The following is a 22,640-nucleotide window of genomic DNA, read 5'->3' on the forward strand; positions in this document are numbered from 1 at the left end:
GTCCCTTTCATTTCAGTGCAAGTCAGAGGGGTTTCTTCCTTGAGAGCCGTACTCGTTGCCATTCATTCCAGCAGTCCTCGGCCACTAAGTCCCGGAAGAAAAAGGGGACTGATATATTTTTCAAATAATCCCCCCACCCTTTTACTCCTGTCGCATCAGTCAGATGTGTTCCTGATTTACTCAGACGAACTCAAAAGCACTGCACTCATTCGGATCGTGTGCGCCCTTCCAGAATCTCGAATGAATCATCAAGCGGCGCGTACCCAACGGCCTTTCTGGTCTGATCAATTGAAAGACGTTTGTAGCGGTTATCCGAAACACCATGGACAACATGGAATCCGCTCAGCTCAGCCTCGACACATCGTTCCAGTAACGCAACGACATCCCTGAAGCTGATAAACGCGGCCACGTCCCGGGGGCTGTGGGTTTCGCCAGCGTGAAATCTGGCGACGTTTGCAATACGGACCGCGATTGTTGTCATTTGACCATCGTTTGCATACATCGAAGCCAGCGCTTCGCCAAACGCTTTGCTGACCCCGTAAAGGTTGCCTGGTTTGGGAGACATCCATTCATGTATCTGGACATCTTTAGGGTAGCCCTCAATCGCCTGGGCACTGCTCGCAAATATGAAGCGCTTGCAGCCTTGAGCTTTTGCGGCGAACAGCATGTTGTAGGTGCCGATAATATTCACAGGCAGCAGGGAGGACGTGAAGTCAGCGTCCGGGTTCGGATCAGCAGCAAGATGGATCACTGTGTGTATGCCTGCGCAAGCTTCGAGACAACTGGCCTGATCCCTGATGTCGAGAGAGAAACGTTGTGCCGAGTCCGGAAGTGTTGCCACGTCTATATCGGCCAGACGCAGATCCGATTTATCGTCCCGTGCTGTCCAGAAAGCTCTGCCGATCTGGCCCGAAGCCCCCGTGATCAAAATTTTTGGCGTGCTCATGTCCGTATGTCCTTATGGTAAACCTGACGCTAGCCTCTCAGGCTTGTGATCGGTTCACAACGTCCAGAATGAGTGAAAAGTGTGAACGCCGAATGTTGTCTGTAGAGGTGAGCAGGCCAACCAGCAATACTCGGCCGTACGAAAAAGCATGGATACACTCCCCGCCCACCCGGAGCTCCGCATGAAGATCGGCCTCATTTCCGACACCCACAACCTCCTCCGCTCTGAGGCTCTCGCGGCGCTTCAAGGCTGCGACGCGATCATCCACGCCGGCGACATCGGCAACCCGGACATTCTCACTCAACTGGCCGAAATCGCCCCTCTTCATACGGTACGCGGCAACAACGATCTAAACAGCCCTTGGGCCCGAGACCTCCCCGATCTCCTCACCTTAAACCTCAACGGCTGGCAAAGCCTGCTCGTCCACGACATAGCCGACGTTCCCACCGACCTCGACCCCAGCGTAAAACTCATCATCACCGGCCACTCCCACAAACCCCGCATTGAATGGTGCGGTGATCGTCTTTATGTCAACCCGGGTAGCGCCGGTCCTCGTCGTTTCAAGCTGCCGGTCACGCTGGCAATTCTCGAAATACAACCCGACTCAATCGACCCCCGCCTCATTTCCCTGCTGGATCCCCCCGCCTGAAACCGCTACCGTTCCCCCATCCAAAGCAGGGAACTCACGCGCCATGTCCTTCGCCGACAACCTTCTCGCTTTCACACTCGCCGCCACGTTGCTGACCCTGACACCCGGCCTCGACACCGCGCTGGTCCTGCGCACCGCCACCGTCGAAGGCAAGCAACAGGCCTTGCGTGCGGCGTTAGGCATCAACGCAGGTTGCCTGCTGTGGGGCGCAGCGGTGGCGTTCGGGCTAGGGGCGTTGATTGCGGTGTCGGAACTGGCTTACAACCTGTTGAAGTACTGCGGTGCGGCGTATCTGGCGTGGCTCGGGTTGAACATGTTGCTGCGCCCTCGCCGCTCACTGGCACCTGCCGAGGCCAATGGCAAGCCGGGGGGAAACTGGTTTTTGAAGGGCATGCTGGGAAATGTGCTCAATCCAAAAATCGGGATTTTCTACGTGTCGTTTCTGCCGCAGTTCATTCCGCAAGGCCAACCACTGGTGCCGTGGACGTTCGGGCTGGTGAGCATTCACGTCGTGCTCGGGCTGATCTGGTCACTGGTGTTGATCGGAGCGACGCAGCCGCTGTCCGGGTTTCTGCGACGGGAGAAGGTGATTCGCTGGATGGATCGCACCACGGGGATGATTTTCGTGTTGTTTGCCGCACGACTGGCCTTCAGCAAGCGCTGACTCACAAACTCAAATCACCCTCCATCGCCGATGCAAGATTCAGCAAGCAGAGCACTTGCTCAACACATATGGATATCCGTATATTCGAAATTCCATATGTGTTCAGGGCAATTTCATGCTCACCCCCGCCACCTTTTTCAAATGCCTCGCCGACGAAACCCGCGCCCGGGCCACGCTGCTGATCACCCGTGAAGGTGAGTTGTGTGTCTGCGAACTGGTCTGCGCGCTGGACGACAGCCAGCCGAAAATCTCCCGCCATCTCGCGCAATTGCGCACCTGCGGCTTGCTGCTGGATCGCCGTCAGGGTCAGTGGGTTTATTACCGGCTCAATCCGGAGTTGCCGGAATGGGTACGCGAGATGTTGCAGGCCACCTTGGCCGCCAACACCACGTGGCTGGAAGAAAACAGCGCGCGACTCGCCGCCATGGGCGATCGCCCGCTCAATACATCTGCCTGCTGCTGAGGACCGATCATGCGCGTTCTATTCATGTGCACCGCCAACAGTTGCCGCAGCATTCTGTCCGAAGCAATGTTCAACCACCTGGCGCCGCAAGGTTTCGAGGCGGTCAGCGCCGGCAGTTTCCCCAAGGGCCAGGTGCTGCCGCGCAGCCTGAGCACGTTGCAGGAGGCCGGCATTGCCATCGCCGGGTTGAGCAGCAAGGGCAACGACGCCTTCGAAGACAACCCGCCGGACATTGTCATCACTGTGTGCGACAAGGCAGCCGGCGAAGCCTGCCCCGTCTACTTCGGCCCGGCCTTGAAGGCCCATTGGGGGCTGGAGGATCCGTCGGAAGTGAGCGGCGATGAAGCCGCCATCAGCGCAGCCTTCCACGGGACCCTCGCCCGGATCGAAACCCGCTGCCGGGCCTTCTTCACCCTGCCCTTCGCCCAACTGGATCGCGATGCCCTCAAGCGCGAGCTCGACCGCATCAGCCTGCTATGACCGGAGCCGTCATGACCGATCTGCCCAATCTCGACTTATCGCTGACTCAGAAAACCACCCGCGACAACGGTGTGCACAAACCACGCATTCTGCTGCTCTACGGCTCGACCCGCCCGCGTTCCTTCAGTCGCTTGCTGGTGGAAGAAGCCGCGCGACTGCTGGAGCACTTCGGTGCCGAGACGCGAATCTTCAATCCCTCGGGCCTGCCGCTGCCGGATGACGCGCCCGGCGATCACCCGAAAGTCCAGGAACTGCTGGAGCTGATGCAATGGTCCGAAGGCCAGGTCTGGTGTTCACCCGAACGCCACGGCGCGATGTCGGCGGTGTTCAAGGCGCAGATCGACTGGGTGCCGCTGGCGCTCGGTGCGGTGCGTCCGACCCAGGGCAAAACCCTCGCGGTGATGCAGGTCTGCGGCGGTTCGCAATCGTTCAACGTGGTCAATCAACTGCGCGTGCTGGGCCGCTGGATGCGCATGTTCACCATCCCCAATCAGTCGTCGGTGCCCAAGGCCTATCTGGAGTTTGACGAAGGCAACCGCATGAAGCCTTCGGCGCTGTACGACCGGGTGGTGGATGTGATGGAGGAACTGGTGAAATTCACGCTGTTGCTGCGTGATCGCCCGGATATGGTGGATCGCTACTCGGAGCGCAAGGAGTCGGCGGAGGAACTGATGCAGCGGGTCAATCAGCGCTCGATCTGAGTCGATGCAACGCAAAGAAAAACGGCCCGAGGTTCCAGACAACCCGAAACTTTTCCTCGATTTCCGGCCTGATCACCTAACCTCATTGATTGTGTGATCAACCGGAATCAGCCAGTCCCATGCGCAATGCATTGATGTCATTGGTGTTCGTCGTTCTGACCCTGCTCGGCCCGGGCCTGGCAACTGTGGCGGCCGCCGATTTATCGAACGCAATCGACATCGGCGCCCCGCTTCCGGGGGTCAGCCAAAACGATCTGCAAGCGCTGCAACAGCGCCTCGATGGCCTCAAGCAGCAGATCTCGTCCGCCAACAACTACAACCAGCTCGAAGGCCCGCAGGATCGGGTGCAGTTGTTCATTCTGGACATCGATCGGTTGTCCGCCTCGCTGTTGCCGCAACAGGCACAACTGACCGTGCAACTGGGCGTATTAGGCGCGACGCCGACGGAAACAGTGGCCGCCGAACAGGCCGATATCGCGGCACAACGGGCGACACTGATCGAACAGAAGACTAAGGTCGATACCGCCCTGAAGAACCTGGCGACACTCAAACAGAACGCCACCGACCTGATCACACAAATTGCCAGCATTCGCCGTACGTTGCTCGAAAGCGAGCTGACCTTAGGCACTGACAGCATTCTGAGCCCCGGATTCTGGGCACCGCTGGTCGATCCCGCTCCTGACGATCGCCAGCGGCTGCGCTCGTTCGTCGAGCAGATCAAGGAAACCGGCGCCGAGGCCTGGCAACCAGGGCAACGGTTCTACACCAGTGTGCTGGTGCTGCTGGCCTTCATCGTCTGGACACTGGGCCGCCGGCTCGCTGACCGATGGCTGGCGTGGGTGTGCATTCATCGCATGCCAGAAGGACGGCTGCGCCGCAGTTCGCTGGCGTTTGCCTCGGCACTGGCAACCCTCGCGACTACGGCGATTGCCCTGGAATTGCTGTATTACGCCTGCACGCGGCATGTGCCGTTGCCACCGATGCTGGCGACGTTTTCCGACGAGTTCCAGAAAGTGGTGTACGCCTGCGTGATGATCACCGGCCTGAGCCGCGCGTTGCTGTCCACCGAGCACCCGTCTTGGCGGCTGCCGGTGATTGCCGAGCCGGTGGCACTGACGCTCAAGCCGTTCGCCCGGATTCTTTCCGTCACGCTGCTGGTGCTGGTGACGGCGGTGCAGGTCAGCAACGCGTCCGGCATGAGCAGCCAGATCGTGATTGCCGGACGGGGCGTGATTGCACTGGTGGTGCTGGGCATCGTCACGGTGCTGCTGATGCGCGTCGGCAAGGTGCGCAAAGCGTTGGCGGCGGCCGGAGATGCGCAGGTCACCGGCAACACGTTCGCCGGCGTGGTCTACACCATTGCAACGCTGGCGATGGTCATCTCACTGGGGGCGTTGCTGACGGGATATGTGTCGCTGGCGCGGTTCATCACCTATGAACTGGTGTGGGCGTTTATCGTATTTTCCGGTTTCTATCTGTTGATGCAGTTGCTCAAGGACAGCTGCGAATACTTCTTCTCGCCCCGCCACTCCAGCGGCAAGGCGTTGAAGCAACTGCTGGGGGTCGGCGACCGGCGCCTCGAACAAGCCTCGACCCTGCTGGCCGGCGTGGGCCGGGCCGCGTTGTTGTTGCTGGCGGTGATCACCCTGTTCGTCGGTGGCATCGGTACCACCCTCGGCCAACTGGCGACCAACATTGGCGCGATTCTCGGCGGCGCCGGCCTGCGCAAACTGAACATAGTTCCCGGGCATTTGCTCAACGCCATGCTCGCGCTGCTGATCGGCATTTACCTGATCCGCGCCCTGCGTCGCTGGCTGGACAACGAATTCCTGCCCAAGACCGACATGGACCCGGGCATGTGCGCTTCGCTCAGCACGCTGTTTTCCAATATCGGCTATGCGCTGGTGGTGTTGCTGACACTGTCGTCACTGGGCGTGAAGTGGACCAACCTGGCGTGGATCGTCAGCGCCCTGTCGGTGGGGATCGGTTTCGGTTTGCAGGAGATCGTGAAGAACTTCGTCTCCGGTCTGATCCTGCTCACCGAACGCCCGGTCAAGGTCGGCGACTTGATCAGCATCAGCGGCGTCGAGGGCGACATCCGCCGGATCAACGTGCGTGCCACCGAAATCCAGCTCAGTGACCGCTCCATCGTGATCGTCCCAAACTCGCAACTGATCTCGCAAAACCTGCGCAACGTCACCCTCGGTGGCAGCGCCCAGGGCGTGGCGACGCTGGAGCTGATGTTCCCGCTGGACATCGATCCCGAGCAGGTCAAAAACCTGTTGCTCGACACCTATAAAGAGCACGAAACCATCCTCGGCAAACCGGCGCCGTTTGTGCGGTTCAGCAAGCTTTCGCCCGATGGCATCACGCTGACCGTGACGGGTTATGTCGACAGCCCGCGGATTGTCGGCAAGACCAAGAGTGATTTGTTGTTCGAGATTCTCAAGCGGCTGGGGGCGTCGGGGATTGAGTTGGCCAAACCGGCTCAGCCCAACGCTTGAAAAAAGGCCGTCTATAGTCCCAGAGAATAAAAATCTGCTCCGCTGACTTCCCGACGTGAAAGGAATCGTATGAAAAAGCTAGCGACCTGCACACTCGCTTCCTGGGCTGCATTGACCCTGCTGAACCCAGCCTTCGCCGAAGACGCACCGTCTGAAAACGGCGCAACTCCGGTCACCGTGGATAATTTCCCGCGTGCAGAGTCAGACTTGTACATCGGTTCGCTGGCCAAACAGGGTGGTCTGGGCAAACTTCTGCATCGCCGAGAAGAAGCCTCGATCGACCACCAGACCGTCATTCGTTTGAACCGTGACACCCTCTACACTTCGGGCGTTTTTGACCTCGACGCGAGTCCTGTGACTATCACCCTGCCCGATCCCGGCAAACGGTTCATGGCCCTGCAGATCATCAACGAAGACCATTACACCCCCGACGTGTTCTATGGTGCCGGCAGCCATACGCTGACCCGGGAAAACGTTGGCACCCGCTATGTTGTCACTGCCATCCGAACACTGGTCGACCCCAACAGCCCGGATGACGTAAAACAGGTACATGCCCTGCAGGATGCGATCACGGTCAGCCAGAAGAGCGCCGGTACACTGGAGCTGCCCCACTGGGATGCCGCGAGCCAGAAGAAAGTCCGCGATGCGTTGCTGATACTGTCCTCGACCATTCCCGATTTCCGTAGAGCCTTCGGCACGAAAAAAGAGGTCGACCCGATCCGTCACCTGCTCGGTTCGGCCTCTGCATGGGGTGGCAATCCGGACAAGGATGCGACCTACCTGAACGTCACGCCGACAAAAAATGACGGCAAAACCGTTTACCGCCTGACCGTCAAAGACGTCCCTGTCGACGGGTTCTGGTCGGTCAGCCTTTACAACGCCGAAGGCTATTACGAAAAAAATCCGCAACACGCTTACACGCTGAACAACCTGACAGCGAAGAAATCTGCCGACGGCTCGATCGTGATCCAGTTTGGTGGCTGCAAGCCTGCGGTAGCGAACTGTTTGCCGATCATGCAGGGCTGGAACTACACCGTGCGGTTGTACCGGCCGAAAGCGCAGATTCTCAGCGGGATGTGGACGTTTCCGGAGCCGAAGCCGGTTGAGTGAAGTTACTTTCCCTGACCCCAGGCCAGTGTCTTTAAAGGGGACTGTCTTTAAAGGGGACAGATTTATTTTCTGTTAAAGGGGACAGATTTATTTTATGAGAATCAATCTGTCCCCCTTTCTGACTCGTTGAATGAAGGGCAATTTCACCGAACCCAAGGCCAGCGCCAGTAGAACCAGCAAGATAAACACCCAATCAAAGAGGCCTGGGTGCTGGCCGAGGACGAGCATAGAGCTGACGATGCCAAATACCGGAATCAACAGCGACAGCGGGGCCACGCGCGACACCGGGTATTCACGCAGCAGCAGATTCCACCCCCAGTAACTGAAGTGCGTCGCTGCGTACACCTGGAACGCGAGTGAAAACAGCGTCATGCCATTCAGTTGCGAAGGCACCGCGTTGAAAGGAGCGGAGCCGTGTAGCAGCCACGTCAACAGCAAGAGCGGGATGGGTGGAAACAAACTCGCCCAGACGACGAAGGCGAAGATTTCATGCACTCTGGAAACCTTGATGACCACGTTGCCAATGCTCCAGGCCACCGCGCTGCCAATCACCAGGGCAAAACCTGCCCTCGATACATCGCCGGGACTGCACAAGACAATCCCCACCAGTCCTGCAGCAGCCAACACACTGCCAATCAGCTGAGGCCCTCCCAAGCGTTCTCCAAAGAAGAGCACGCCCCAGCCCAGCGTGAAGAATGCGCTGAACTGGATCAGCAACGACGCGCTACCCGGCGGTACGCCCCACGCGATCCCCTGATTGATCAACGCCCACATCGCGACACCGAAGATCAGCCCATAGGCCGCGATCCATCCGAAGGCAACTTGCGGACGTTTGACGAAAAATACCCAAGGCAAAGCCGCCAGTGCAAAACGTAACGCCGTCAACAACAGCGGGTCGATGCCGGCCAGCCCGAGTTTGGTGACGGGGAAGTTCAATCCCCAGACCGCTGTGACCGAAACGGCCAGTACTAGATGTTTCTTTTGCATGATCAGTCTTTCCCCTGCACCGAACGGAAATGCTCGTGCAGGAGAAATATGCAAGCAATCGGCATGGCCTGCTTTCAGTCACAGGCCAACTTTCATTAATATCGGGCCATGCACGAAAAAACCGTACCGACCTACCAGAACACACCCCGCGATGCCGTCGTGACCGCACGTGACTACGCGGATGGAACGCTGTTCCCGTTGCACGACCACCCGCGTGGACAGTTTGCGTATGCTGCCAGTGGCGTCATCACCGTCTTTACCGATCACGGCAACTGGGTCGTCCCGCCTCAACGCGGCATATGGGTCCCGGCGCAACTGCCTCACTCCATGCAGATGCGCGGCCCTGTCACGCTCCATAACACATACATCCGCAAACGCGCGGCGCAGCGTCTCGGGCTAGCGGATCAGTGTCAGGTGTTGGATGTTTCGCCGTTGCTGCGGCAGTTGTTGTTGAAGGCTATCGATGTGCCCTCGCACTACTCCACCCAGGGACGCGACGGTCATCTGATGGGGTTGCTGCTGCACGAAATTGCCGGGATGCCTGCGCTGTCACTCAATGCCCCGTTGCCGACAGAACCGCGTCTTGCGAAGGTGTGCCGCGAGTTCCTGGCCCAGCCCTCGCTGGAGGTGGGTATCGACGAAATGGCCCAACGTGCAGGCATGAGCCGCCGAACCTTTACCCGACAGTTTCGCGTGCACACCGGCATCAGTTACATCGAATGGCGACAGCAGGCCTGCCTGCTCTCTGCGGTTGTACAGTTGGGAAATGGCCAGCCAATCACACAGGTCGCAATGACGTTGGGCTATAGCAGCTCGAGTGCATTCACAACGGCGTTCAAGCACTTGCTGGGAGAAGTGCCCAGTCGATACTTAGTACTTTAAAGGGGACAGATTTATTTTCTGAAAATAAATCTGTCCCCTTTTGGGCTAAAAATAAATCTGTCCCCTTTTGGGATCAGCTCTCAGTGGAAACGACCGAGACTTGACCCGCTTCAGCTTCCAGCTTCAAACGATCAGCCTTGCTGATGTACTTCGGCTTGTTGCTTTTCGGCGCCAGTTTGGCGTTGGCCTTTTTGGATTTTTCCTTGAAGAGTTGTTGCAGTTTCTTCTGACGGTTCATGGTGTTTTGCCCTGCTTGAAAGTTGTTGAATGATATCAGCGCTGAGCCGGGTTCAAGCGAGCACTTCAGTAATCCACCGCACCTGCCGGGCCAGGTCCTGCACCTTCTCTTCGCACACGGCATGCCGTGCACGCCCGAAGTGGCTCAAGGTCTGCTGCTTGTGTCGCAACCGGTGCTGCCACTTGCTGACAAACGCCGGGCTGCGCGCCTGCATCTGCAACGGTCCGAAGTACAGTTCCTCAGGGGTGTAGGCCACGGGCCCGTCGCGTTCGGCAACGATGATTTCGTAGTCGAAGCGGTTTTCCCGCAAGAGTTCCTCGCAAAGGATCCGGTAGTCGTTGTCCATCAGCCATTGACGCAGCGGTTGCTCGCCGCCGTTGGGTTGGAGGATCAGGCGTTCGCGGCCGCTCAAACGTGCCTTGCCAGCCTCGAGAATGTCCCGAATGGTCTCACCGCCCATGCCGCAGATGCTGATCGCGCTGATTCCGTCTTGCGGTTCGATCGCCATCAAGCCATCGGCCAGGCGCACGGTAATCTGTTGGCCCAGATCATTTTCACGCACGGTGCGTTCGGCCGAGCGGAACGGCGTCAACGCCATCTCCCCCGCCACCGCTGCTTCGATGGCGCCGCGACGCATCAACGCCACCGGCAAGTAACCGTGATCCGAACCGATATCGGCCAGACGCGCACCGACCGGCACCTGCGCCGCTACGCGCTCCAGGCGCATGGACAATGTCTGTTCGTTCAACGGCAACCCCTTTTCACTTTGAGCGTCCGGCACCTGTGGCCGGATCGGGGCGCGATTCTGGGGGGCAGCGCGGTGTATTTCAAATTTATATGACCGGGTGCCTGAATCAAACCAACACCGTCAACCAAGCCGACAGCAACAACAAAAACGCCAACCCGGCATTCATGCGCCTGAATGCCCGTGGCGAACCAAAGAACCGAGCACTGCCCACCCCCAGCAACGCCCACGCCGTCATGCACGGCAAGCAGACCAGCAGAAACACAAAGGCCAACAGGACCATCCGCGCACGCTCGTCGCCGTTACCGCCAAACACACTCACCACCGCCACGGCCATCATCCAGACCTTGGGGTTGATCAGTTGCAGGCCAGCGGCGCCGAACACGCTGAAGCCGTCATCACCCGCCGCTGCCGGGTCCAGCGATGGCGGCGTACTGCGAAAGATCTGCCACGCCAGCCAGCTCAACCACAACACCCCGGCCCAGGCCATTGCCTGCTGCACGCGGGGATAACGCAGCAGCGTTTCACCCACGCCGAGCCCGACCACCAACACCACCAGCGCCGCGGACAGACAGGCACCCAGGATAATCGGCAGCGTAGCCACCATCCCGCGCCGCGAACTGTGGCTCATCACCAGAATATTGGTCGGCCCCGGGGTGATCGAAGCAACAAAGGCAAACAGCAGAAAGGGCAACAACGATTCCATGGCATGGACTCCGAATCAGAACAGAAGACCATGGTCGCGCTTGCGAGACGTTCAGTCTGGAAGGTTTGAGCAGCGCTTGCGGTAGTCCGCCGGCGTAAGGTGATAGGCGCGGCGAAACCAGCGGCCCAGATGGCTTTGATCGGCAAACCCGAGTGTGCTGGCGACGTTGGCGGGCGTCTCGCCCCGCGCCAGCATTTGCCGAGCCCGAGCCAGTCGCAACTGGATCAAGTAACCATGGGGCGCCAGACCGAAGGCCGACTTGAAGGCCCGGGTCAGACGAAAGCGGTCAACCCCGCAGGCCCGGGCCAGATCATCCAGCCCGATGTCTTCGAAGGCATGGGCATGCAGATAGTCCCGCGCGACTTGCGCCACTCGCGGCAAGCGCGGATCGAAGGCCTGACGCTTGCGCCAGTCGAGGTGAGCCGTCAGTGAGCCCAACAAGCTATCGATAGCGCTCTGCCGCACGATGCGCAAGTCGCCGTGATGCAGGGCTAGAAAAGCCTGATTGATGGAAGTGGCCAGGCGCGGATCCTGGCTCAGGGTATCGGCGAACCCGAGCTGACTGTTGTCCGGCGCCTGTTCGAACAGCGCAAGCAATTCGCGCTCCAGCCAGTGCGGATCGAGATAGAGCATGGCGTAAGTGAAGCCTTCCTCGGTGGGCGCATGCCCGTCATGGATCTCTCCTGGCTCCAGCATGAAAATCTTGCCCGGCGTACTGAAATGCCGCACCCGCCGGCAATCGAACTGCTGAACCCCTTGCTCGGTGACGCCCACCAGAAAGCTGTCATGCCAGTGCGGGTCATAGGCATGGCCCTGGAAATGGGCACGAATCGACTCGATCCCGGTGTCGGCATCCTGGGACAGGTCGATCCAGTTGCGTTTGTCCACGCAAGGCTCCAGAGAAATGGGTGCAACGGCTAAATTACCGCGCTTCGCGCCAGCGCGTTTAGAAGATTTGTGCAGGATGTCCAACGCAGACGGAGTGCAAATTTAATGAACCCTCAGTTTCACCGGCCGCCTAACCGAATGACCATCAGGAGGTAGCTCATGCAAATTGAAACCACGTGGGTCGTACTGGCTGTTGTTCTTGTGCTCGTTGAACTGTGGGCAATCAACCGGGTGCGCAAGAGCGAAGGGAAATCGAGCAACAAGGGCGTCTGGATCGTACTGATCGTTTTTGTACCGTTGCTGGGACTGATCGCCTGGGCCCTGGCCGGGCCCAAACATGTCACCCAGGCCTGAAACCTGAGAACAGCGCAAGAAAACCAAGCCCCGATCATTCGGGGCTTTTTCATGAGTGGCGGGTCTGTATCGCACTGTGTACGGAACGCCTGCGGATACACACGCCCTTAACTCGGGAGCAAAACCGAAACAGCACGGATACACCGGCAAGCTTCAATGGACTCCAGTTCACAAGGGTTCAACTCGAACCCGGCCCCCCTTGATTGCAAAGGAGTCTTCCCATGAAGCAAGCACTGCATACCACTGCTACCGGCAACACCCGTCGTCGCCTGCTCGGTCTGTCGATTCTGGCGACCGCCCTGATGCAATTCGGTGCGTTCGCCAATGCGCAATCGGCGACGCCGGAACCGGTCAAGACTGTAGCCGCCAGTGTGAGCGCCGACCTGCCCTTCGGCGCGCTGAAGCATGTGAAGGCCGGTGTGCTGGACGTGGCCTACGCCGAAACCGGCCCGGCCGATGGCCCGGTGGTGATTCTGCTGCACGGCTGGCCGTACGACATTCACAGCTACGACGATGTCGCGCCGATTCTGGCGGCCAAGGGTTATCGGGTACTGATGCCGTATGCCCGGGGTTATGGCGACACACATTTCCTTTCCGACAAGACCGTGCGCAACGGTCAGCCGGCGGCGCTGGCCAGTGACGTGATCGACTTCATGGATGCACTGAAAATCAAACAAGCCGTGCTCGGCGGCTACGACTGGGGCGCGCGTTCGGCGGACATCGTCTCGGCGCTGTGGCCTGAACGAGTCAAAGCCCTGGTGTCGGTCAGCGGCTATCTGATCGGCAATCAGGCGGCCGGCAAGAACCCGCTGCCACCCAAGGCCGAGCTGCAATGGTGGTATCAGTTCTACTTCGCCACCGACCGTGGTGCGGCCGGCTACGCCAAGAACACCCACGACTTCGCCAAACTGATCTGGCAAACCGCGTCACCGAAATGGGCCCTCGACGACGCCACGTTCGACCGCAGCGCCAAGGCCCTGGAAAACCCCGATCACGTCGCCATCACCGTGTTCAACTACCGCTGGCGCCTGGGCCTGGTGCAGGGTGAAAGCCAGTACGAGGCACTGGAGCAGAAACTCGCCACCGCGCCGTCGATCAGCGTGCCGACCATCACCCTGGAGGGCGACGCCAACGGCGCACCGCACCCGGCGCCCGAGGATTACGCCAAACGTTTCACCGGCAAATACGAATTCCGTCTGATCAACGGTGGTATCGGCCACAACCTGCCGCAGGAAAGTCCGCAGACCTTCGCCAAGGCAATCGTCGACGCCGATCACCTCTGAGGCGGCGAATAAAAACGGCTCGTTACTTGACGAGCCGTTTTTCTTTGGACGGTCGATAACCGAAATAAGCGCTGTAGCACTTGCTGAAATGACTCGGCGACACGAACCCACAGGCCACCAGCACATCCACCTGGGACAGCTCGGTGTGTTGCAGCAGACGCCGGGCTTCGGTGATCCGCAGTTCCATGTAATAGCGCTGCGGCGTGGTGCCCAGTTGCTCCTTGAACAGTCGCTCCAGTTGACGTCGGGAGCGGCCGGCATACACCGCCAATTGCTCCAGTTCCAGCGGCTCTTCGAGGTTGGCATCCATCAGCTTCACCACTTCGCGCAACGGTGCACTGACGCTGATGTTTTCGGTCGGTTTGATCCGCCGGTAGCGCGATTCCTCGAACGCCAGAATGTCTTCGATACCTTCAACCAGCGCCTTGTCGTGCAGGCTCTTGATCCAGTCCAGCGCCATGTGGAAGGCGCCGGACGGACTCGACGCCGTCAACCGGTCGCGGTCGATCACATAGGGTTCACTGCTGACCTGAGTCGCCTTGGAGATTTCTGCCAGTGCCGGTCGATGCTCCGGGTGAATCGCACAGCGATACCCTTCCAGCACCCCGGCCCGCCCCAGAAACCATGAACCGTTCCACAACCCGGCCAGCAACACCCCCGCCTCGGCGGCCATTTTCAGCAGACCGATAAACTCGTCGCTGGCCTTCAATTCCGTGCGGTAACCGCCGCAGATCACCAGCAGGTCCAGTTCCTGTATCGCCCCAGCATCCAGTCGCGCATCCGGGCGAATGACCAGGCCCAGATCGCTGATCACCTCGCCATCGCTCAAGCCAAAGGTTCGCGTGGAAAACAGACCGGGGCGCAGCAGGTTCGAGGTAATGATGGTGTCCAGCGCCTGGGTAAACGCTGGCAGGGAAAAATGCTCCAGCAGCACAAAACCCGTGCGGGTCATGCGCCCTGCCCCGGAGGAAGGCTCGTTCAGGTAGCGAAGGTTCTTGCCCTTCATGCCACCGCTGAATTGGCGTCGTTCGATCAAGGTGTGGTCCATCGGTTTCATTGTTGTAGCGCCATGCTAACCGCCGGGGCGGCAAAATACTCGGGAATGAACGCACCTGGCCCAAACCTGAACGACCGTGCCTGAGGCCTGCGTCCCAACGTCGCAGGCCACGTACCTTGGCAAACGCCACACAAGGCTTAAAATCGCGTCTCCTCTTGCAGTCGCCCGACCGGCGCCTGCCCGCAGCCATGACAACCCTCAGGTTTGAACAGCCGGCCACTTTCACGAGCGCGCCAGGCTCAATCGTCCTGCCCGTTCGGCGGTCGTTTGTCTTCAACACACTTCGGCTTGGCACTCGCATGCGCAGAGGCGCACGTTCCGCTGTTCGATCACTTGAGGTTTTTATGACACCGCGTTTGCTGGCCATGGCGCTGGCGCCCCTGCTCGGGCTATTCATTGTTGCCTTGGGCAACGGTTTTCTGTCTTCTTTGACCACCCTGCGCCTGGGCGCTGCCGGCGAATCGGCGACGATGATCGGCATCGTGTCCTCGGCCTATTTCATCGGCCTGACGCTGGGCGCGATCTTCAACGACCGGCTGATCCTGCGGATCGGCCACATCCGCGCCTACAGCAGCTTCGCCTCGCTGATCGCCGCGACCATCCTGCTGCAAGGGCTGTTTTATGACACCTGGGGCTGGGTCGTTCTGCGTCTGATCAACGGCTGGGCCACGGTCGGCGTGTTTCTGGTGATCGAGAGCTGGCTGCTGCTGGCCGGCGACGCGAAGATTCGCGGCCGTCTGCTGGCGCTGTACATGATCGTCCTCTATGGCGCCGGCGTGCTCGGCCAGGCGACGCTGGGGAAAATCACCGGTCTGGGCGACACCGCGCCGTTCATGGTCGCCGGCATGCTGGCGACGTTGTCGGTGCTGCCGATCGTGATCCTGCCGCGGGTATCGCCGTTGCTGGAACAGGTCGAACCGCTCAAGCCACGGGCATTGCTCGGCGTGTCGCCCACCGGGCTGGTCGGCTGCTTCGGCTCCGGCGTGACCATCGCGGCGATCTACACCCTGCTGCCGCTGTACCTGCAACGCATCGGCCTGAACGTCGGCGAAGTCGGCAGCATGATGGCCTGGACGATCCTCGGCGCGATGCTCCTGCAATACCCGGTCGGGCGCTGGTCCGACCGCAAGGATCGCCTGCAAGTACTGACCGTGCTGTGCGCCGCGTGCACCGTGCTGTCGCTGGTGATCGTGCTGGTGCCGCTGTCCTCGACCCTGCTAGCGGCGACCCTGTTCCTGCTGGGTGGCGGCGTGTTCGCGCTGTACCCGGTGGCCGTCAGCCACGCTGCCGACCGTGCGCCGGTCGAAACGCTGGTGCCGATGATTCAGGGCATGTTGCTGATCAACTCGTTGGGCTCGGCGATGAGCCCGCTGCTGATCTCGCCGGCGATGAACGCTCACGGCGGAAGCGGCCTGTTCTGGGCCTTCGCGCTGGTCAACCTGAGCATGGTGACGTTCTTCTTCTGGCGTCGCGGCAAACGTCCGGTCCCGGCCAATCCGGCACCGTTTGCGGCGGCAGCAACCTTCTCGCCGACCGGTGCCGAACTGCGGGTGACCGAGGATCTGCGTCAGGCGGCGCAGGAGCACCCGCCGATGGTCGATGCGTTGAGTGGCGAAGCGGCGCCGCCAACGGGATCGCGCTACGAAGCCAGCTGAGTTTCTGGCAGGCATAAAAAAAACCGGTGACTTTCGTCACCGGTTTTTTATTGCCTTTAAATCAGTGCGGCGCGCGCGGGATCGTCTTCATCAGATCCTCAGGGCTGATATGCCCCACCACACTGCCCGGCTGCGGCAGATTCAGGATGTGGCCCTTCATCTTGCCGATCACGTGCATCTCGCACGGCTTGCAGTCGAACTTCAGGGTCAGCACTTCATCGCCGTGGATCAGCTGCATCGGCGCGACTTTGGTCTTCACGCCGGTCACGCCTTTGGCCTGTTTCGGGCACAGGTTGAAGGAGAACCGCAGGCAGTGCTTGGTGATCATCACCGGCACTTCGCCCGCCTCTTCGTGGGCCTCGTACGCAGCGTCGATCAGCTTCACGCCGTGACGGTGGTAGAAGTCGCGGGCCTTCTGGTTGTAGACGTTGGCCAGGAACGACAGGTGCGCCTCCGGGTACACCGGCGGTGGCGTGGTCTCGGCCTTGCGCCCGCCCCGTGGGTGAGCGGCAACACGGGCGGCGGTCAGCGCTTCAATCACTTCACGGCGCAAGGACTTGAGCTGCGAGTTGGGAATGAAGAACGCTTGCGGCGCATCCAGTTTGATCGAGGTCGCGTGGTACTCGGTGGTGCCGAGCTGGCCGAGCAGGTCGTGCAAGGTGTCCAGCGCCTGCTCCGGTTTGTTGGCGACGCCGAACGGGCCGTCCAGCGCGACGCTGGCACTGATGCCCTCTTCGCTAGTCACGGTCAGTTCCAGACGTTCTTCACGCAACTTCGCCAGCCAGCTCACGCCGATACGACGCTCGGCGGAGGTCTTCTGCAAGGCCTGCTGCCAGTTGTGGTCGAGGTTGCGGTTCAGCGGATGGTTCGGCCGCAGCTTGTACATGCCTTCCGGCATCTCGTTCGGCTCGACGCGGTAGCGGTAGCGCTTCTCGCCTTCTTCCTCGAACTCGCCCTTGGCTTCGGCGATGTTGGCGCGGAAACCCACCACTTCGCGCTTGACCAGCACGTTGAGCCCGTCGCCGTTGGACAGCGGCTCATGGGTGATGACTTGCATGTCACGCTTGCCGACTTTCTCGACCACGCCCACCGCCAGACCGGTGAAGGTCGGCGAATCGAACGCGCCGATGTCGATCTTGCGATCACTGACGAAATAGTCGGTGCTGCCACGGTGGAAGGTCTTTTCCGGGTCTGGCATGAAGAAGTGCGCGGTGCGGCCGCTGGATGCGCGAGCCAGGTCCGGGCGGTCTTCGAGCACGTCGTCGAGGCGCTGCCGATAATAGGCGGTAATGTTCTTCACATAGCCCATGTCCTTGTAGCGACCTTCGATCTTGAACGAACGCACACCGGCCTCGACCAGCGCGCGGATGTTGGCGCTCTGGTTGTTGTCCTTCATCGACAGCAGGTGTTTTTCGTAGGCGATCACGCCACCCTTTTCGTCTTTCAGGGTGTACGGCAGACGGCAGGCCTGGGAGCAGTCGCCTCGGTTGGCACTGCGCCCGGTCTGCGCGTGGGAAATGTTGCACTGACCGGAAAACGCCACGCACAGAGCACCGTGAATGAAGAACTCGATGGCGGCATCGGTTTCATCGGCGATCGCGCGGATTTCCTTGAGGTTCAGTTCACGGGCCAGAACCAGTTGCGAGAAACCGGCCTGATCGAGGAACTTGGCCCGCTCAAGGGTGCGGATGTCGGTCTGGGTGCTGGCGTGCAGCTCGATGGGTGGAATGTCCAGCTCCATCACGCCCAGATCCTGGACGATCAGCGCATCGACGCCGGCGTCGTACAACTGATGGATCAGCTTGCGCGCCGGCTCCAGTTCGTTGTCGTGCAGGATGGTGTTGATGGTGGTGAAGATGCGCGCGTGGTAGCGACGGGCAAATTCCACCAGTTCGGCGATTTCGCTCACCTCATTGCACGCGTTGTGGCGCGCACCGAAGCTCGGGCCGCCGATGTACACCGCGTCGGCGCCATGCAGGATGGCCTCGCGGGCGATGGCCACGTCACGGGCGGGGCTGAGCAGTTCCAGGTGATGTTTGGGCAAGGACATATGTTTTTTTAGTCAGGCTGTCACGGTTGAGGCGCGCATTGTACCTGTGAAAGGCCTGACCGGCACCCATGGGGCGATGTGATGCAGGAAGTCGCTAGCACAGTTTCGAGGATGGCATAACTGTAAGTTCTGTCAGTTGTTGGATCGGAGTATATAAAGCACGCTTTCCGTCAGGCACTTCAGTGTATTGCAGCGCCTGTTCCATTTATCGATTCATGAAGAAAAGGTACTTGATGATGGACGCAAAAGATTGCGAGGCACTTAACATCAGCGAAAAAACAATGAAACCCCTCGATGGTCACTCAGGGACCGATGATGTATTCGTCGGTAAGTTTGATCCGCCAATTCCAACGGTAGAGGAAGCGTTTACAGCCGATCGCTTTACCTATAAGGCAATGAATGCCGACACTCTTGGTCTTTTCGGCAAAAACAGCGACCCCGACTATCTTGTGCAAGTTGGATTCAACATACCGAAAGCAACAGCAGATGGAAGACACTCAATCGTTGCTACAGGCAGGGGAGTCTCAATGTCAGTCCTAGCTGGCGGCCAAATATTGCACGCAACAGGTGGGGAAATTACATTCGAGAGAGACAATGAGCAAAAAACTGTTTCGGCAACATTCAAGGGGAAAGTCCTTTTCACATATGACAATCAGGTAACAGAGCATTTCATAGTGGGAAAACTCTTCCTGAACGCCACTGATCCGCTTTAGTGGACAACTGGATGATTGAAGTCAAGGCGCAGCCAAACTTGGAAACCCGTGTTTGGCGTGCGCTTCTTTTTTGCGGTATGAATCAGGCCTTCGCAGCCATCGCAGTCACTTCCACCTTCATCCCTTCAACCGCCAGCGCCGCCACGCCGACCGCCGCGCGCACCGGCCACGGCTTGGCGAAGTAGCGTTTGTACACTTCGTTGAACGCGGCGCGATCAGCCATATCGGTCAGATAAATGGTCAGGTGCAGCACGCGATCCATCGAACTGCCGGCCTTTTCCAGTGCAACTTTCAGGGCCTGCAGCGTGCATTCGCTTTGCGTGGTGATATCGCCCAGTTCCAGGCTGCCGTCGGCACGGGTCGGAATCTGGGTCGACATCAGGATGCCGTTGAATTCGGTCACGTCCGAAGAGATCGAGTCTGCATCCGGGGTGTAGGTGATGTCTTGGTTGGCCATGGGAAAGTCCTTCGCTGGCAGTGAGGACGGCGCCATCGGGCGCCGTTTCGGGCGGCCAGTTTACAGACACGCTCGCTGGTTGGAAGACCAGACATCGAGCGTCAGCCATCCGCGAGTATCCGCCGCAGCTCCATCGCATTGCCGATTGCCACGCCGCTGGCGGTATTGTCGAAGATGCACCAAGTGTCGACGCCATCGACAGCCGCCACCCGCAAATCGCCAGCGAGCGTTTCCAGATACGCCGAGTCATAGGGGCTGTAATAAATGCGTGGCGAACCGTGCAGCCGCCAATAACGCACGTTGGGCCAGCCGCGCGGAGCCGCATCGGTGCCGATCCGCGAGGGATCGACCACCGCTTGTGCGATGCGATACGCCCTAAACAGCGGTTCGGCGCAGGCCCAGGATTCGTGGCGAGGTTCCAGCACCACAGTCCCGGAATAACGTTGGCGCAACGCGATGAAAAAGGCCTCTGCAACCGCTTCGTCGAACGCCAGCGACGGCGGCAACTGCACCAACAGGCAACCCAGGCGATCGCCCAGCCCCGAGCACTGTTCAAGAAATGCATCGAGCTCACGTTCGCAGTCCCGCAGGCGCCGCTCATGGCTTATCGACTTCGGCATTTTCACGCAAAAGCGAAATCCGTCCGGCACCGACTCGGCCCAACGGGCGTAGGTTTGGCGTTTGTGTGGACGATAGAAAGAACTGTTGATTTCCACACCATTAAGTCGTGTGGCATACCGTTGCAGATGAGTGCCCAGCTCCGGGAAGGCCGGCCAGTGCTCGCGGGGCAGACTCCAACCGGCGCAACCGATGAAGATCGGCGGCGCACTCAAAACAGCACCTCGCCCGCTTCGCGCATGAAGATTTCCACGGTTTTCGGGCCGATGCCGTCGAAGGCTTGCAAACGTCTTTCGAAATCGCGGCGGTCAGTGCTTGCCTCGATGATTTTCGTCACTTGGCCGGCGTATTCGCTGTTGAGCCTGACAGCCAGCGCCAGCAGGCGCCTGGCAGTGGTTTCGTCGTAGCGCACGTAATGCGCCTCGCCGAGCATCCGCACCAGTTCGCGGTGAGTGCAATGGCCGAGTTTGCGCGGCGTATCGCGCTGGTATCGTTCAACGATCACTCGATAGGCTTGGGCGGCAATGTCGGCCTGGATTCGTTTGCCCATCAGAAAACTGGCGAGCAGCCATTTGAACAAGGCTGATTCGCTCAACGGGTGGAGGCTGATATGCAAGTCTTCGGCGCGGATGGTTTTGGTCATGCAGCGTTTGAGCGGGTGCCGAGGTGATGAGTGCGAGGCTGGCGACGAGTGGCATCGCGGCGTAATGCGTCAGGATTTACCTCGTTTGGTGATGACCGATAAACAGGTCTGGATCATGCCATTTAAAGACATGTCAGTAATTAAAGGGGACAGATTTATTTTCTGCGCCCCCACAAGCAAAGTATCGACACAGAAAACAAAAAATACACCTGATAGAAATTGCAGTTTTTAACACTGACTCAGAACAACCAACTCTCTGAACGATTATAAGAGGTAGCGGATACTGGTTAATTTAATTCACTCCCCTAGTCTCGACAGATACATTCTCTGACACATCCAACCTGCCTCCGCATCGCCACCCTCTAAACTTAACCCGTCAAAACAAGGACGAAGGAAGATCCATGCCCAGAACGGGACGCATTGTGCTACCTCACTACCCGCACCATATCGTGCAGCGCGGCCACAACAGGCAGGTTGTGTTCGCCGAACCGGCAGACTTCGAGCGCTATCTCTCTGACCTTCGCGAGCTCAAGGAAGCATTAGGTATAAAAGTTTATGCCTACTGCCTGATGACCAATCATGTGCACTTGCTGCTCGCGCCAGGGGAAGCAACGTCCAGCCTTGGACAGCTCATGAAAGCCCTCGCCGGACGGATGACGCGGTATCGCAACAAGGTTGAGGCGAGAACCGGGACGCTATGGGAAAGCCGCTACAAATCCAGTGTCGTTCAATCCGACACTTATCTATTGGCTTGCAGTCGCTACATCGAGTTAAACCCGGTGCGAGCCCACATAGTGGCGTGTGCAGAAGACTACCGCTGGTCGAGTTTTACACTGCGCTTGAATGACTTTTCAGAAAGCACCTGGCTGGACAAAGATCCTTGCTTCCTGGAGCTAGGACCTAACGATGCCATCAGGCGCGAACGCTATAAGTCATTTGTTGAAATGTCTACATCCACCAATGAATTGCAACTCATCAGGGGTGCGCTGCAGCGTGGCCAACTGACTGGCAACATGAGATTCGTCGACCAAATCGAAAAAATCACCGGAAAACGCATTCAATTAAGAGGCCGAGGACGACCAGAAAAAAGTGCTTAAAATCAAAAGGGAACGATTAAATAAATCTGTCCCCTTTTGAAATAGTCCCCTTTTGATTTCTTTTGAAATACATAAGGGGTGCGCTTCAGCGGGGCCAACTGACTGGCAACATGAGGTTCGTCGACGAAATCGAGAAAATCACCGGAAGGCGTATTCTTTTCAGAGAACAAGGACGGCCAGAGAAAAGTGCTTAACGTCAAAAAGGGGACATTAAATAAATCTGTCCCCTTTTGATTTGGTGTTGGATAAAGTTGTGCCGACGGAATAAATCACACCGACGAAGGCAGTTTTACGCTGCCAATTGATATCAAAAGGGGACGATTATATAAACTCGTCCCCTTTGATTTTTTTTCTATTTCGGGACTAGACACTCAGGGAACGTTTCCTATCTAGGGCGACCAACAATACTTGGAAATACCGCGCGAGGTGCGTCGTCACCTTCGAAACCGGCTTTACACATACCGGAGCCGTTGTCCACGACCAAGGCTTGTTCCTCCCCGCCCCAATTGCGGGGTTGGGGAAGTGGTTGACCAGCTTCATTGTATTTCACTGGTTTTATAGACGGCGTTCCTGTAATGCTGCTCAGTGGTATCGAGACTTCCACACCCTGTTCGGAATTTTCGAAATTCACTAAATAAACAACTTTCTCTATCGGATCATATTTTCGAAACCCGTAAGCCCATAACTTTTTGGTTTCCGGTCGATCAAGAATAACGGGGACCCAGTACTTCGGATTTGCGTCCGCACGCT

At 58.7% G+C, this 22,640-nt stretch carries 26 protein-coding genes and 1 pseudogene; 15 read left to right on the top strand and 12 right to left on the bottom strand.

The genetic code is table 11. The features are described 5' to 3' along the window. Window positions 1–205: 205 nt before the first annotated feature. On the bottom strand, window positions 206–946 hold the full coding sequence (locus tag JJN09_RS07265; protein ID WP_249486475.1) for an NAD(P)-dependent oxidoreductase: 741 nt from the start codon (window positions 944–946) through the stop codon (window positions 206–208). Between the two features lie 181 nt (window positions 947–1,127). Here JJN09_RS07265 and JJN09_RS07270 point away from each other — a divergent pair, with 181 nt between their 5' ends. The 7 genes from JJN09_RS07270 to JJN09_RS07300 all read left to right on the top strand — a co-directional run bounded on the left by JJN09_RS07270 (window position 1,128) and on the right by JJN09_RS07300 (window position 7,517). Then, window positions 1,128–1,595 carry a metallophosphoesterase family protein gene (locus JJN09_RS07270; protein WP_249486477.1) on the top strand — a complete coding sequence of 156 codons (468 nt, stop codon included), beginning with the start codon at window positions 1,128–1,130 and terminating at the stop codon, window positions 1,593–1,595. Window positions 1,596–1,638: 43 nt separating this feature from the next. Further along, on the top strand, window positions 1,639–2,259 hold the full coding sequence (locus tag JJN09_RS07275) for a LysE family translocator (RefSeq protein ID WP_249486479.1): 621 nt from the start codon (window positions 1,639–1,641) through the stop codon (window positions 2,257–2,259). A 115-nt stretch (window positions 2,260–2,374) separates the two neighbouring features. Then, window positions 2,375–2,722: a metalloregulator ArsR/SmtB family transcription factor gene (locus JJN09_RS07280; protein ID WP_249486481.1), complete on the top strand. Its 348-nt coding sequence runs from the start codon at window positions 2,375–2,377 to the stop codon at window positions 2,720–2,722. A 9-nt stretch (window positions 2,723–2,731) separates the two neighbouring features. Beyond that, window positions 2,732–3,202 (top strand): arsenate reductase ArsC, encoded by a 471-nt coding sequence (locus JJN09_RS07285; RefSeq protein WP_249486482.1) that lies wholly within the window; start codon window positions 2,732–2,734, stop codon window positions 3,200–3,202. Window positions 3,203–3,213: 11 nt separating this feature from the next. After that, window positions 3,214–3,903, top strand: a complete 690-nt coding sequence (gene arsH / locus JJN09_RS07290; protein WP_249486484.1) for an arsenical resistance protein ArsH — start codon at window positions 3,214–3,216, stop codon at window positions 3,901–3,903. A 119-nt stretch (window positions 3,904–4,022) separates the two neighbouring features. Then, window positions 4,023–6,407: a DUF3772 domain-containing protein gene (locus JJN09_RS07295; protein WP_249486485.1), complete on the top strand. Its 2,385-nt coding sequence runs from the start codon at window positions 4,023–4,025 to the stop codon at window positions 6,405–6,407. Between the two features lie 69 nt (window positions 6,408–6,476). Continuing rightward, window positions 6,477–7,517 (top strand): DUF1214 domain-containing protein, encoded by a 1,041-nt coding sequence (locus tag JJN09_RS07300; protein ID WP_249486487.1) that lies wholly within the window; start codon window positions 6,477–6,479, stop codon window positions 7,515–7,517. 87 nt (window positions 7,518–7,604) lie between these two features. Here the strand turns inward: JJN09_RS07300 and JJN09_RS07305 are convergent, their stop codons facing one another. Then, a complete protein-coding gene (locus tag JJN09_RS07305; RefSeq protein ID WP_249486488.1) occupies window positions 7,605–8,504 on the bottom strand; it encodes an EamA family transporter in 900 nt (299 codons plus the stop codon). Between the two features lie 108 nt (window positions 8,505–8,612). Here JJN09_RS07305 and JJN09_RS07310 point away from each other — a divergent pair, with 108 nt between their 5' ends. Then, the gene (locus tag JJN09_RS07310) at window positions 8,613–9,386 is read left to right on the top strand and encodes a helix-turn-helix domain-containing protein (RefSeq protein WP_249486490.1); all 774 of its coding nucleotides are present in this window, start codon (window positions 8,613–8,615) and stop codon (window positions 9,384–9,386) included. A gap of 73 nt (window positions 9,387–9,459) precedes the next feature. Here JJN09_RS07310 and JJN09_RS07315 read toward each other — a convergent pair whose 3' ends face one another. The 4 genes from JJN09_RS07315 to JJN09_RS07330 all read right to left on the bottom strand — a co-directional run bounded on the left by JJN09_RS07315 (window position 9,460) and on the right by JJN09_RS07330 (window position 11,963). Then, window positions 9,460–9,624, bottom strand: a complete 165-nt coding sequence (locus tag JJN09_RS07315) for a DUF2986 domain-containing protein (RefSeq protein ID WP_249486492.1) — start codon at window positions 9,622–9,624, stop codon at window positions 9,460–9,462. A gap of 52 nt (window positions 9,625–9,676) precedes the next feature. Beyond that, the gene (locus JJN09_RS07320; protein WP_302851999.1) at window positions 9,677–10,372 is read right to left on the bottom strand and encodes a tRNA (adenine(22)-N(1))-methyltransferase TrmK; all 696 of its coding nucleotides are present in this window, start codon (window positions 10,370–10,372) and stop codon (window positions 9,677–9,679) included. A gap of 106 nt (window positions 10,373–10,478) precedes the next feature. Then, a complete protein-coding gene (locus JJN09_RS07325) occupies window positions 10,479–11,075 on the bottom strand; it encodes a LysE family translocator (RefSeq protein ID WP_249486493.1) in 597 nt (198 codons plus the stop codon). Window positions 11,076–11,126: 51 nt separating this feature from the next. Further along, window positions 11,127–11,963, bottom strand: a complete 837-nt coding sequence (locus JJN09_RS07330; protein ID WP_249486495.1) for an AraC family transcriptional regulator — start codon at window positions 11,961–11,963, stop codon at window positions 11,127–11,129. Between the two features lie 159 nt (window positions 11,964–12,122). Between JJN09_RS07330 and JJN09_RS07335 the strand changes: the two genes are divergently transcribed. Both JJN09_RS07335 and JJN09_RS07340 read left to right on the top strand, forming a co-directional pair. Continuing rightward, window positions 12,123–12,317, top strand: a complete 195-nt coding sequence (locus JJN09_RS07335; protein WP_249486497.1) for a PLD nuclease N-terminal domain-containing protein — start codon at window positions 12,123–12,125, stop codon at window positions 12,315–12,317. A 221-nt stretch (window positions 12,318–12,538) separates the two neighbouring features. Next, window positions 12,539–13,600, top strand: a complete 1,062-nt coding sequence (locus JJN09_RS07340; RefSeq protein ID WP_249486499.1) for an alpha/beta fold hydrolase — start codon at window positions 12,539–12,541, stop codon at window positions 13,598–13,600. A gap of 22 nt (window positions 13,601–13,622) precedes the next feature. Here JJN09_RS07340 and JJN09_RS07345 read toward each other — a convergent pair whose 3' ends face one another. Next, the gene (locus JJN09_RS07345; RefSeq protein ID WP_249490769.1) at window positions 13,623–14,648 is read right to left on the bottom strand and encodes a GlxA family transcriptional regulator; all 1,026 of its coding nucleotides are present in this window, start codon (window positions 14,646–14,648) and stop codon (window positions 13,623–13,625) included. A 353-nt stretch (window positions 14,649–15,001) separates the two neighbouring features. Here JJN09_RS07345 and JJN09_RS07350 point away from each other — a divergent pair, with 353 nt between their 5' ends. Next, a complete protein-coding gene (locus JJN09_RS07350) occupies window positions 15,002–16,312 on the top strand; it encodes an MFS transporter (protein ID WP_249486500.1) in 1,311 nt (436 codons plus the stop codon). Window positions 16,313–16,373: 61 nt separating this feature from the next. Here the strand turns inward: JJN09_RS07350 and JJN09_RS07355 are convergent, their stop codons facing one another. Further along, a complete protein-coding gene (locus JJN09_RS07355; protein WP_249486501.1) occupies window positions 16,374–18,362 on the bottom strand; it encodes a U32 family peptidase in 1,989 nt (662 codons plus the stop codon). A 236-nt stretch (window positions 18,363–18,598) separates the two neighbouring features. On the opposite strand from JJN09_RS07355, the gene JJN09_RS07360 reads away from it, so the two are divergent. Continuing rightward, window positions 18,599–19,075: a hypothetical protein gene (locus JJN09_RS07360; RefSeq protein WP_249486503.1), complete on the top strand. Its 477-nt coding sequence runs from the start codon at window positions 18,599–18,601 to the stop codon at window positions 19,073–19,075. A gap of 82 nt (window positions 19,076–19,157) precedes the next feature. On the opposite strand, the gene JJN09_RS07365 is transcribed toward JJN09_RS07360, so the two are convergent. From JJN09_RS07365 to JJN09_RS07375, 3 genes are all read right to left on the bottom strand, one after another. After that, window positions 19,158–19,532 carry a RidA family protein gene (locus JJN09_RS07365; protein ID WP_249486505.1) on the bottom strand — a complete coding sequence of 125 codons (375 nt, stop codon included), beginning with the start codon at window positions 19,530–19,532 and terminating at the stop codon, window positions 19,158–19,160. Between the two features lie 101 nt (window positions 19,533–19,633). Then, on the bottom strand, window positions 19,634–20,365 hold the full coding sequence (locus JJN09_RS07370) for a DUF72 domain-containing protein (protein ID WP_249486507.1): 732 nt from the start codon (window positions 20,363–20,365) through the stop codon (window positions 19,634–19,636). Beyond that, the gene (locus tag JJN09_RS07375) at window positions 20,362–20,793 is read right to left on the bottom strand and encodes a DNA methylase (RefSeq protein ID WP_249486508.1); all 432 of its coding nucleotides are present in this window, start codon (window positions 20,791–20,793) and stop codon (window positions 20,362–20,364) included. Before JJN09_RS07375 ends, JJN09_RS07370 begins: the two co-directional genes overlap by 4 nt. On the opposite strand from JJN09_RS07375, the gene JJN09_RS07380 reads away from it, so the two are divergent. The 3 genes and pseudogenes from JJN09_RS07380 to JJN09_RS07390 form a co-directional block, all read left to right on the top strand. After that, a complete protein-coding gene (locus tag JJN09_RS07380; protein WP_249486510.1) occupies window positions 20,792–21,025 on the top strand; it encodes a hypothetical protein in 234 nt (77 codons plus the stop codon). The genes JJN09_RS07375 and JJN09_RS07380 overlap by 2 nt on opposite strands. 169 nt (window positions 21,026–21,194) lie before the next feature. Beyond that, window positions 21,195–21,890 (top strand): transposase, encoded by a 696-nt coding sequence (locus JJN09_RS07385; protein WP_249486512.1) that lies wholly within the window; start codon window positions 21,195–21,197, stop codon window positions 21,888–21,890. 62 nt (window positions 21,891–21,952) lie between these two features. Next, window positions 21,953–22,084, top strand: a pseudogene (locus JJN09_RS07390) (transposase); the annotation flags it as partial. Between the two features lie 191 nt (window positions 22,085–22,275). On the opposite strand, the gene JJN09_RS29655 reads toward JJN09_RS07390, so the two are convergent. Next, window positions 22,276–22,521: a hypothetical protein gene (locus JJN09_RS29655; RefSeq protein WP_368388977.1), complete on the bottom strand. Its 246-nt coding sequence runs from the start codon at window positions 22,519–22,521 to the stop codon at window positions 22,276–22,278. Between the last annotated feature and the right edge of the window lie 119 nt (window positions 22,522–22,640).

Source organism: Pseudomonas sp. HS6, assembly GCF_023375815.1.
Classification (GTDB): Bacteria; Pseudomonadota; Gammaproteobacteria; order Pseudomonadales; family Pseudomonadaceae; genus Aquipseudomonas.

Bases quoted from the DNA above. Each gene is read 5' to 3' on its own strand.
- JJN09_RS07265 (WP_249486475.1), bottom strand. From the start codon at position 946: ATGAGCACGCCAAAAATTTTGATCACGGGGGCTTCGGGCCAGATCGGC.
- JJN09_RS07270 (WP_249486477.1), top strand. From the start codon at position 1,128: ATGAAGATCGGCCTCATTTCCGACACCCACAACCTCCTCCGCTCTGAG.
- JJN09_RS07275 (WP_249486479.1), top strand. From the start codon at position 1,639: ATGTCCTTCGCCGACAACCTTCTCGCTTTCACACTCGCCGCCACGTTG.
- JJN09_RS07280 (WP_249486481.1), top strand. From the start codon at position 2,375: ATGCTCACCCCCGCCACCTTTTTCAAATGCCTCGCCGACGAAACCCGC.
- JJN09_RS07285 (WP_249486482.1), top strand. From the start codon at position 2,732: ATGCGCGTTCTATTCATGTGCACCGCCAACAGTTGCCGCAGCATTCTG.
- arsH (WP_249486484.1), top strand. From the start codon at position 3,214: ATGACCGATCTGCCCAATCTCGACTTATCGCTGACTCAGAAAACCACC.
- JJN09_RS07295 (WP_249486485.1), top strand. From the start codon at position 4,023: ATGCGCAATGCATTGATGTCATTGGTGTTCGTCGTTCTGACCCTGCTC.
- JJN09_RS07300 (WP_249486487.1), top strand. From the start codon at position 6,477: ATGAAAAAGCTAGCGACCTGCACACTCGCTTCCTGGGCTGCATTGACC.
- JJN09_RS07305 (WP_249486488.1), bottom strand. From the start codon at position 8,504: ATGCAAAAGAAACATCTAGTACTGGCCGTTTCGGTCACAGCGGTCTGG.
- JJN09_RS07310 (WP_249486490.1), top strand. From the start codon at position 8,613: ATGCACGAAAAAACCGTACCGACCTACCAGAACACACCCCGCGATGCC.
- JJN09_RS07315 (WP_249486492.1), bottom strand. From the start codon at position 9,624: ATGAACCGTCAGAAGAAACTGCAACAACTCTTCAAGGAAAAATCCAAA.
- JJN09_RS07325 (WP_249486493.1), bottom strand. From the start codon at position 11,075: ATGGAATCGTTGTTGCCCTTTCTGCTGTTTGCCTTTGTTGCTTCGATC.
- JJN09_RS07335 (WP_249486497.1), top strand. From the start codon at position 12,123: ATGCAAATTGAAACCACGTGGGTCGTACTGGCTGTTGTTCTTGTGCTC.
- JJN09_RS07340 (WP_249486499.1), top strand. From the start codon at position 12,539: ATGAAGCAAGCACTGCATACCACTGCTACCGGCAACACCCGTCGTCGC.
- JJN09_RS07345 (WP_249490769.1), bottom strand. From the start codon at position 14,648: ATGGACCACACCTTGATCGAACGACGCCAATTCAGCGGTGGCATGAAG.
- JJN09_RS07350 (WP_249486500.1), top strand. From the start codon at position 15,002: ATGACACCGCGTTTGCTGGCCATGGCGCTGGCGCCCCTGCTCGGGCTA.
- JJN09_RS07355 (WP_249486501.1), bottom strand. From the start codon at position 18,362: ATGTCCTTGCCCAAACATCACCTGGAACTGCTCAGCCCCGCCCGTGAC.
- JJN09_RS07360 (WP_249486503.1), top strand. From the start codon at position 18,599: ATGGACGCAAAAGATTGCGAGGCACTTAACATCAGCGAAAAAACAATG.
- JJN09_RS07365 (WP_249486505.1), bottom strand. From the start codon at position 19,532: ATGGCCAACCAAGACATCACCTACACCCCGGATGCAGACTCGATCTCT.
- JJN09_RS07380 (WP_249486510.1), top strand. From the start codon at position 20,792: ATGCAGCGTTTGAGCGGGTGCCGAGGTGATGAGTGCGAGGCTGGCGAC.
- JJN09_RS07375 (WP_249486508.1), bottom strand. From the start codon at position 20,793: ATGACCAAAACCATCCGCGCCGAAGACTTGCATATCAGCCTCCACCCG.
- JJN09_RS07385 (WP_249486512.1), top strand. From the start codon at position 21,195: ATGCCCAGAACGGGACGCATTGTGCTACCTCACTACCCGCACCATATC.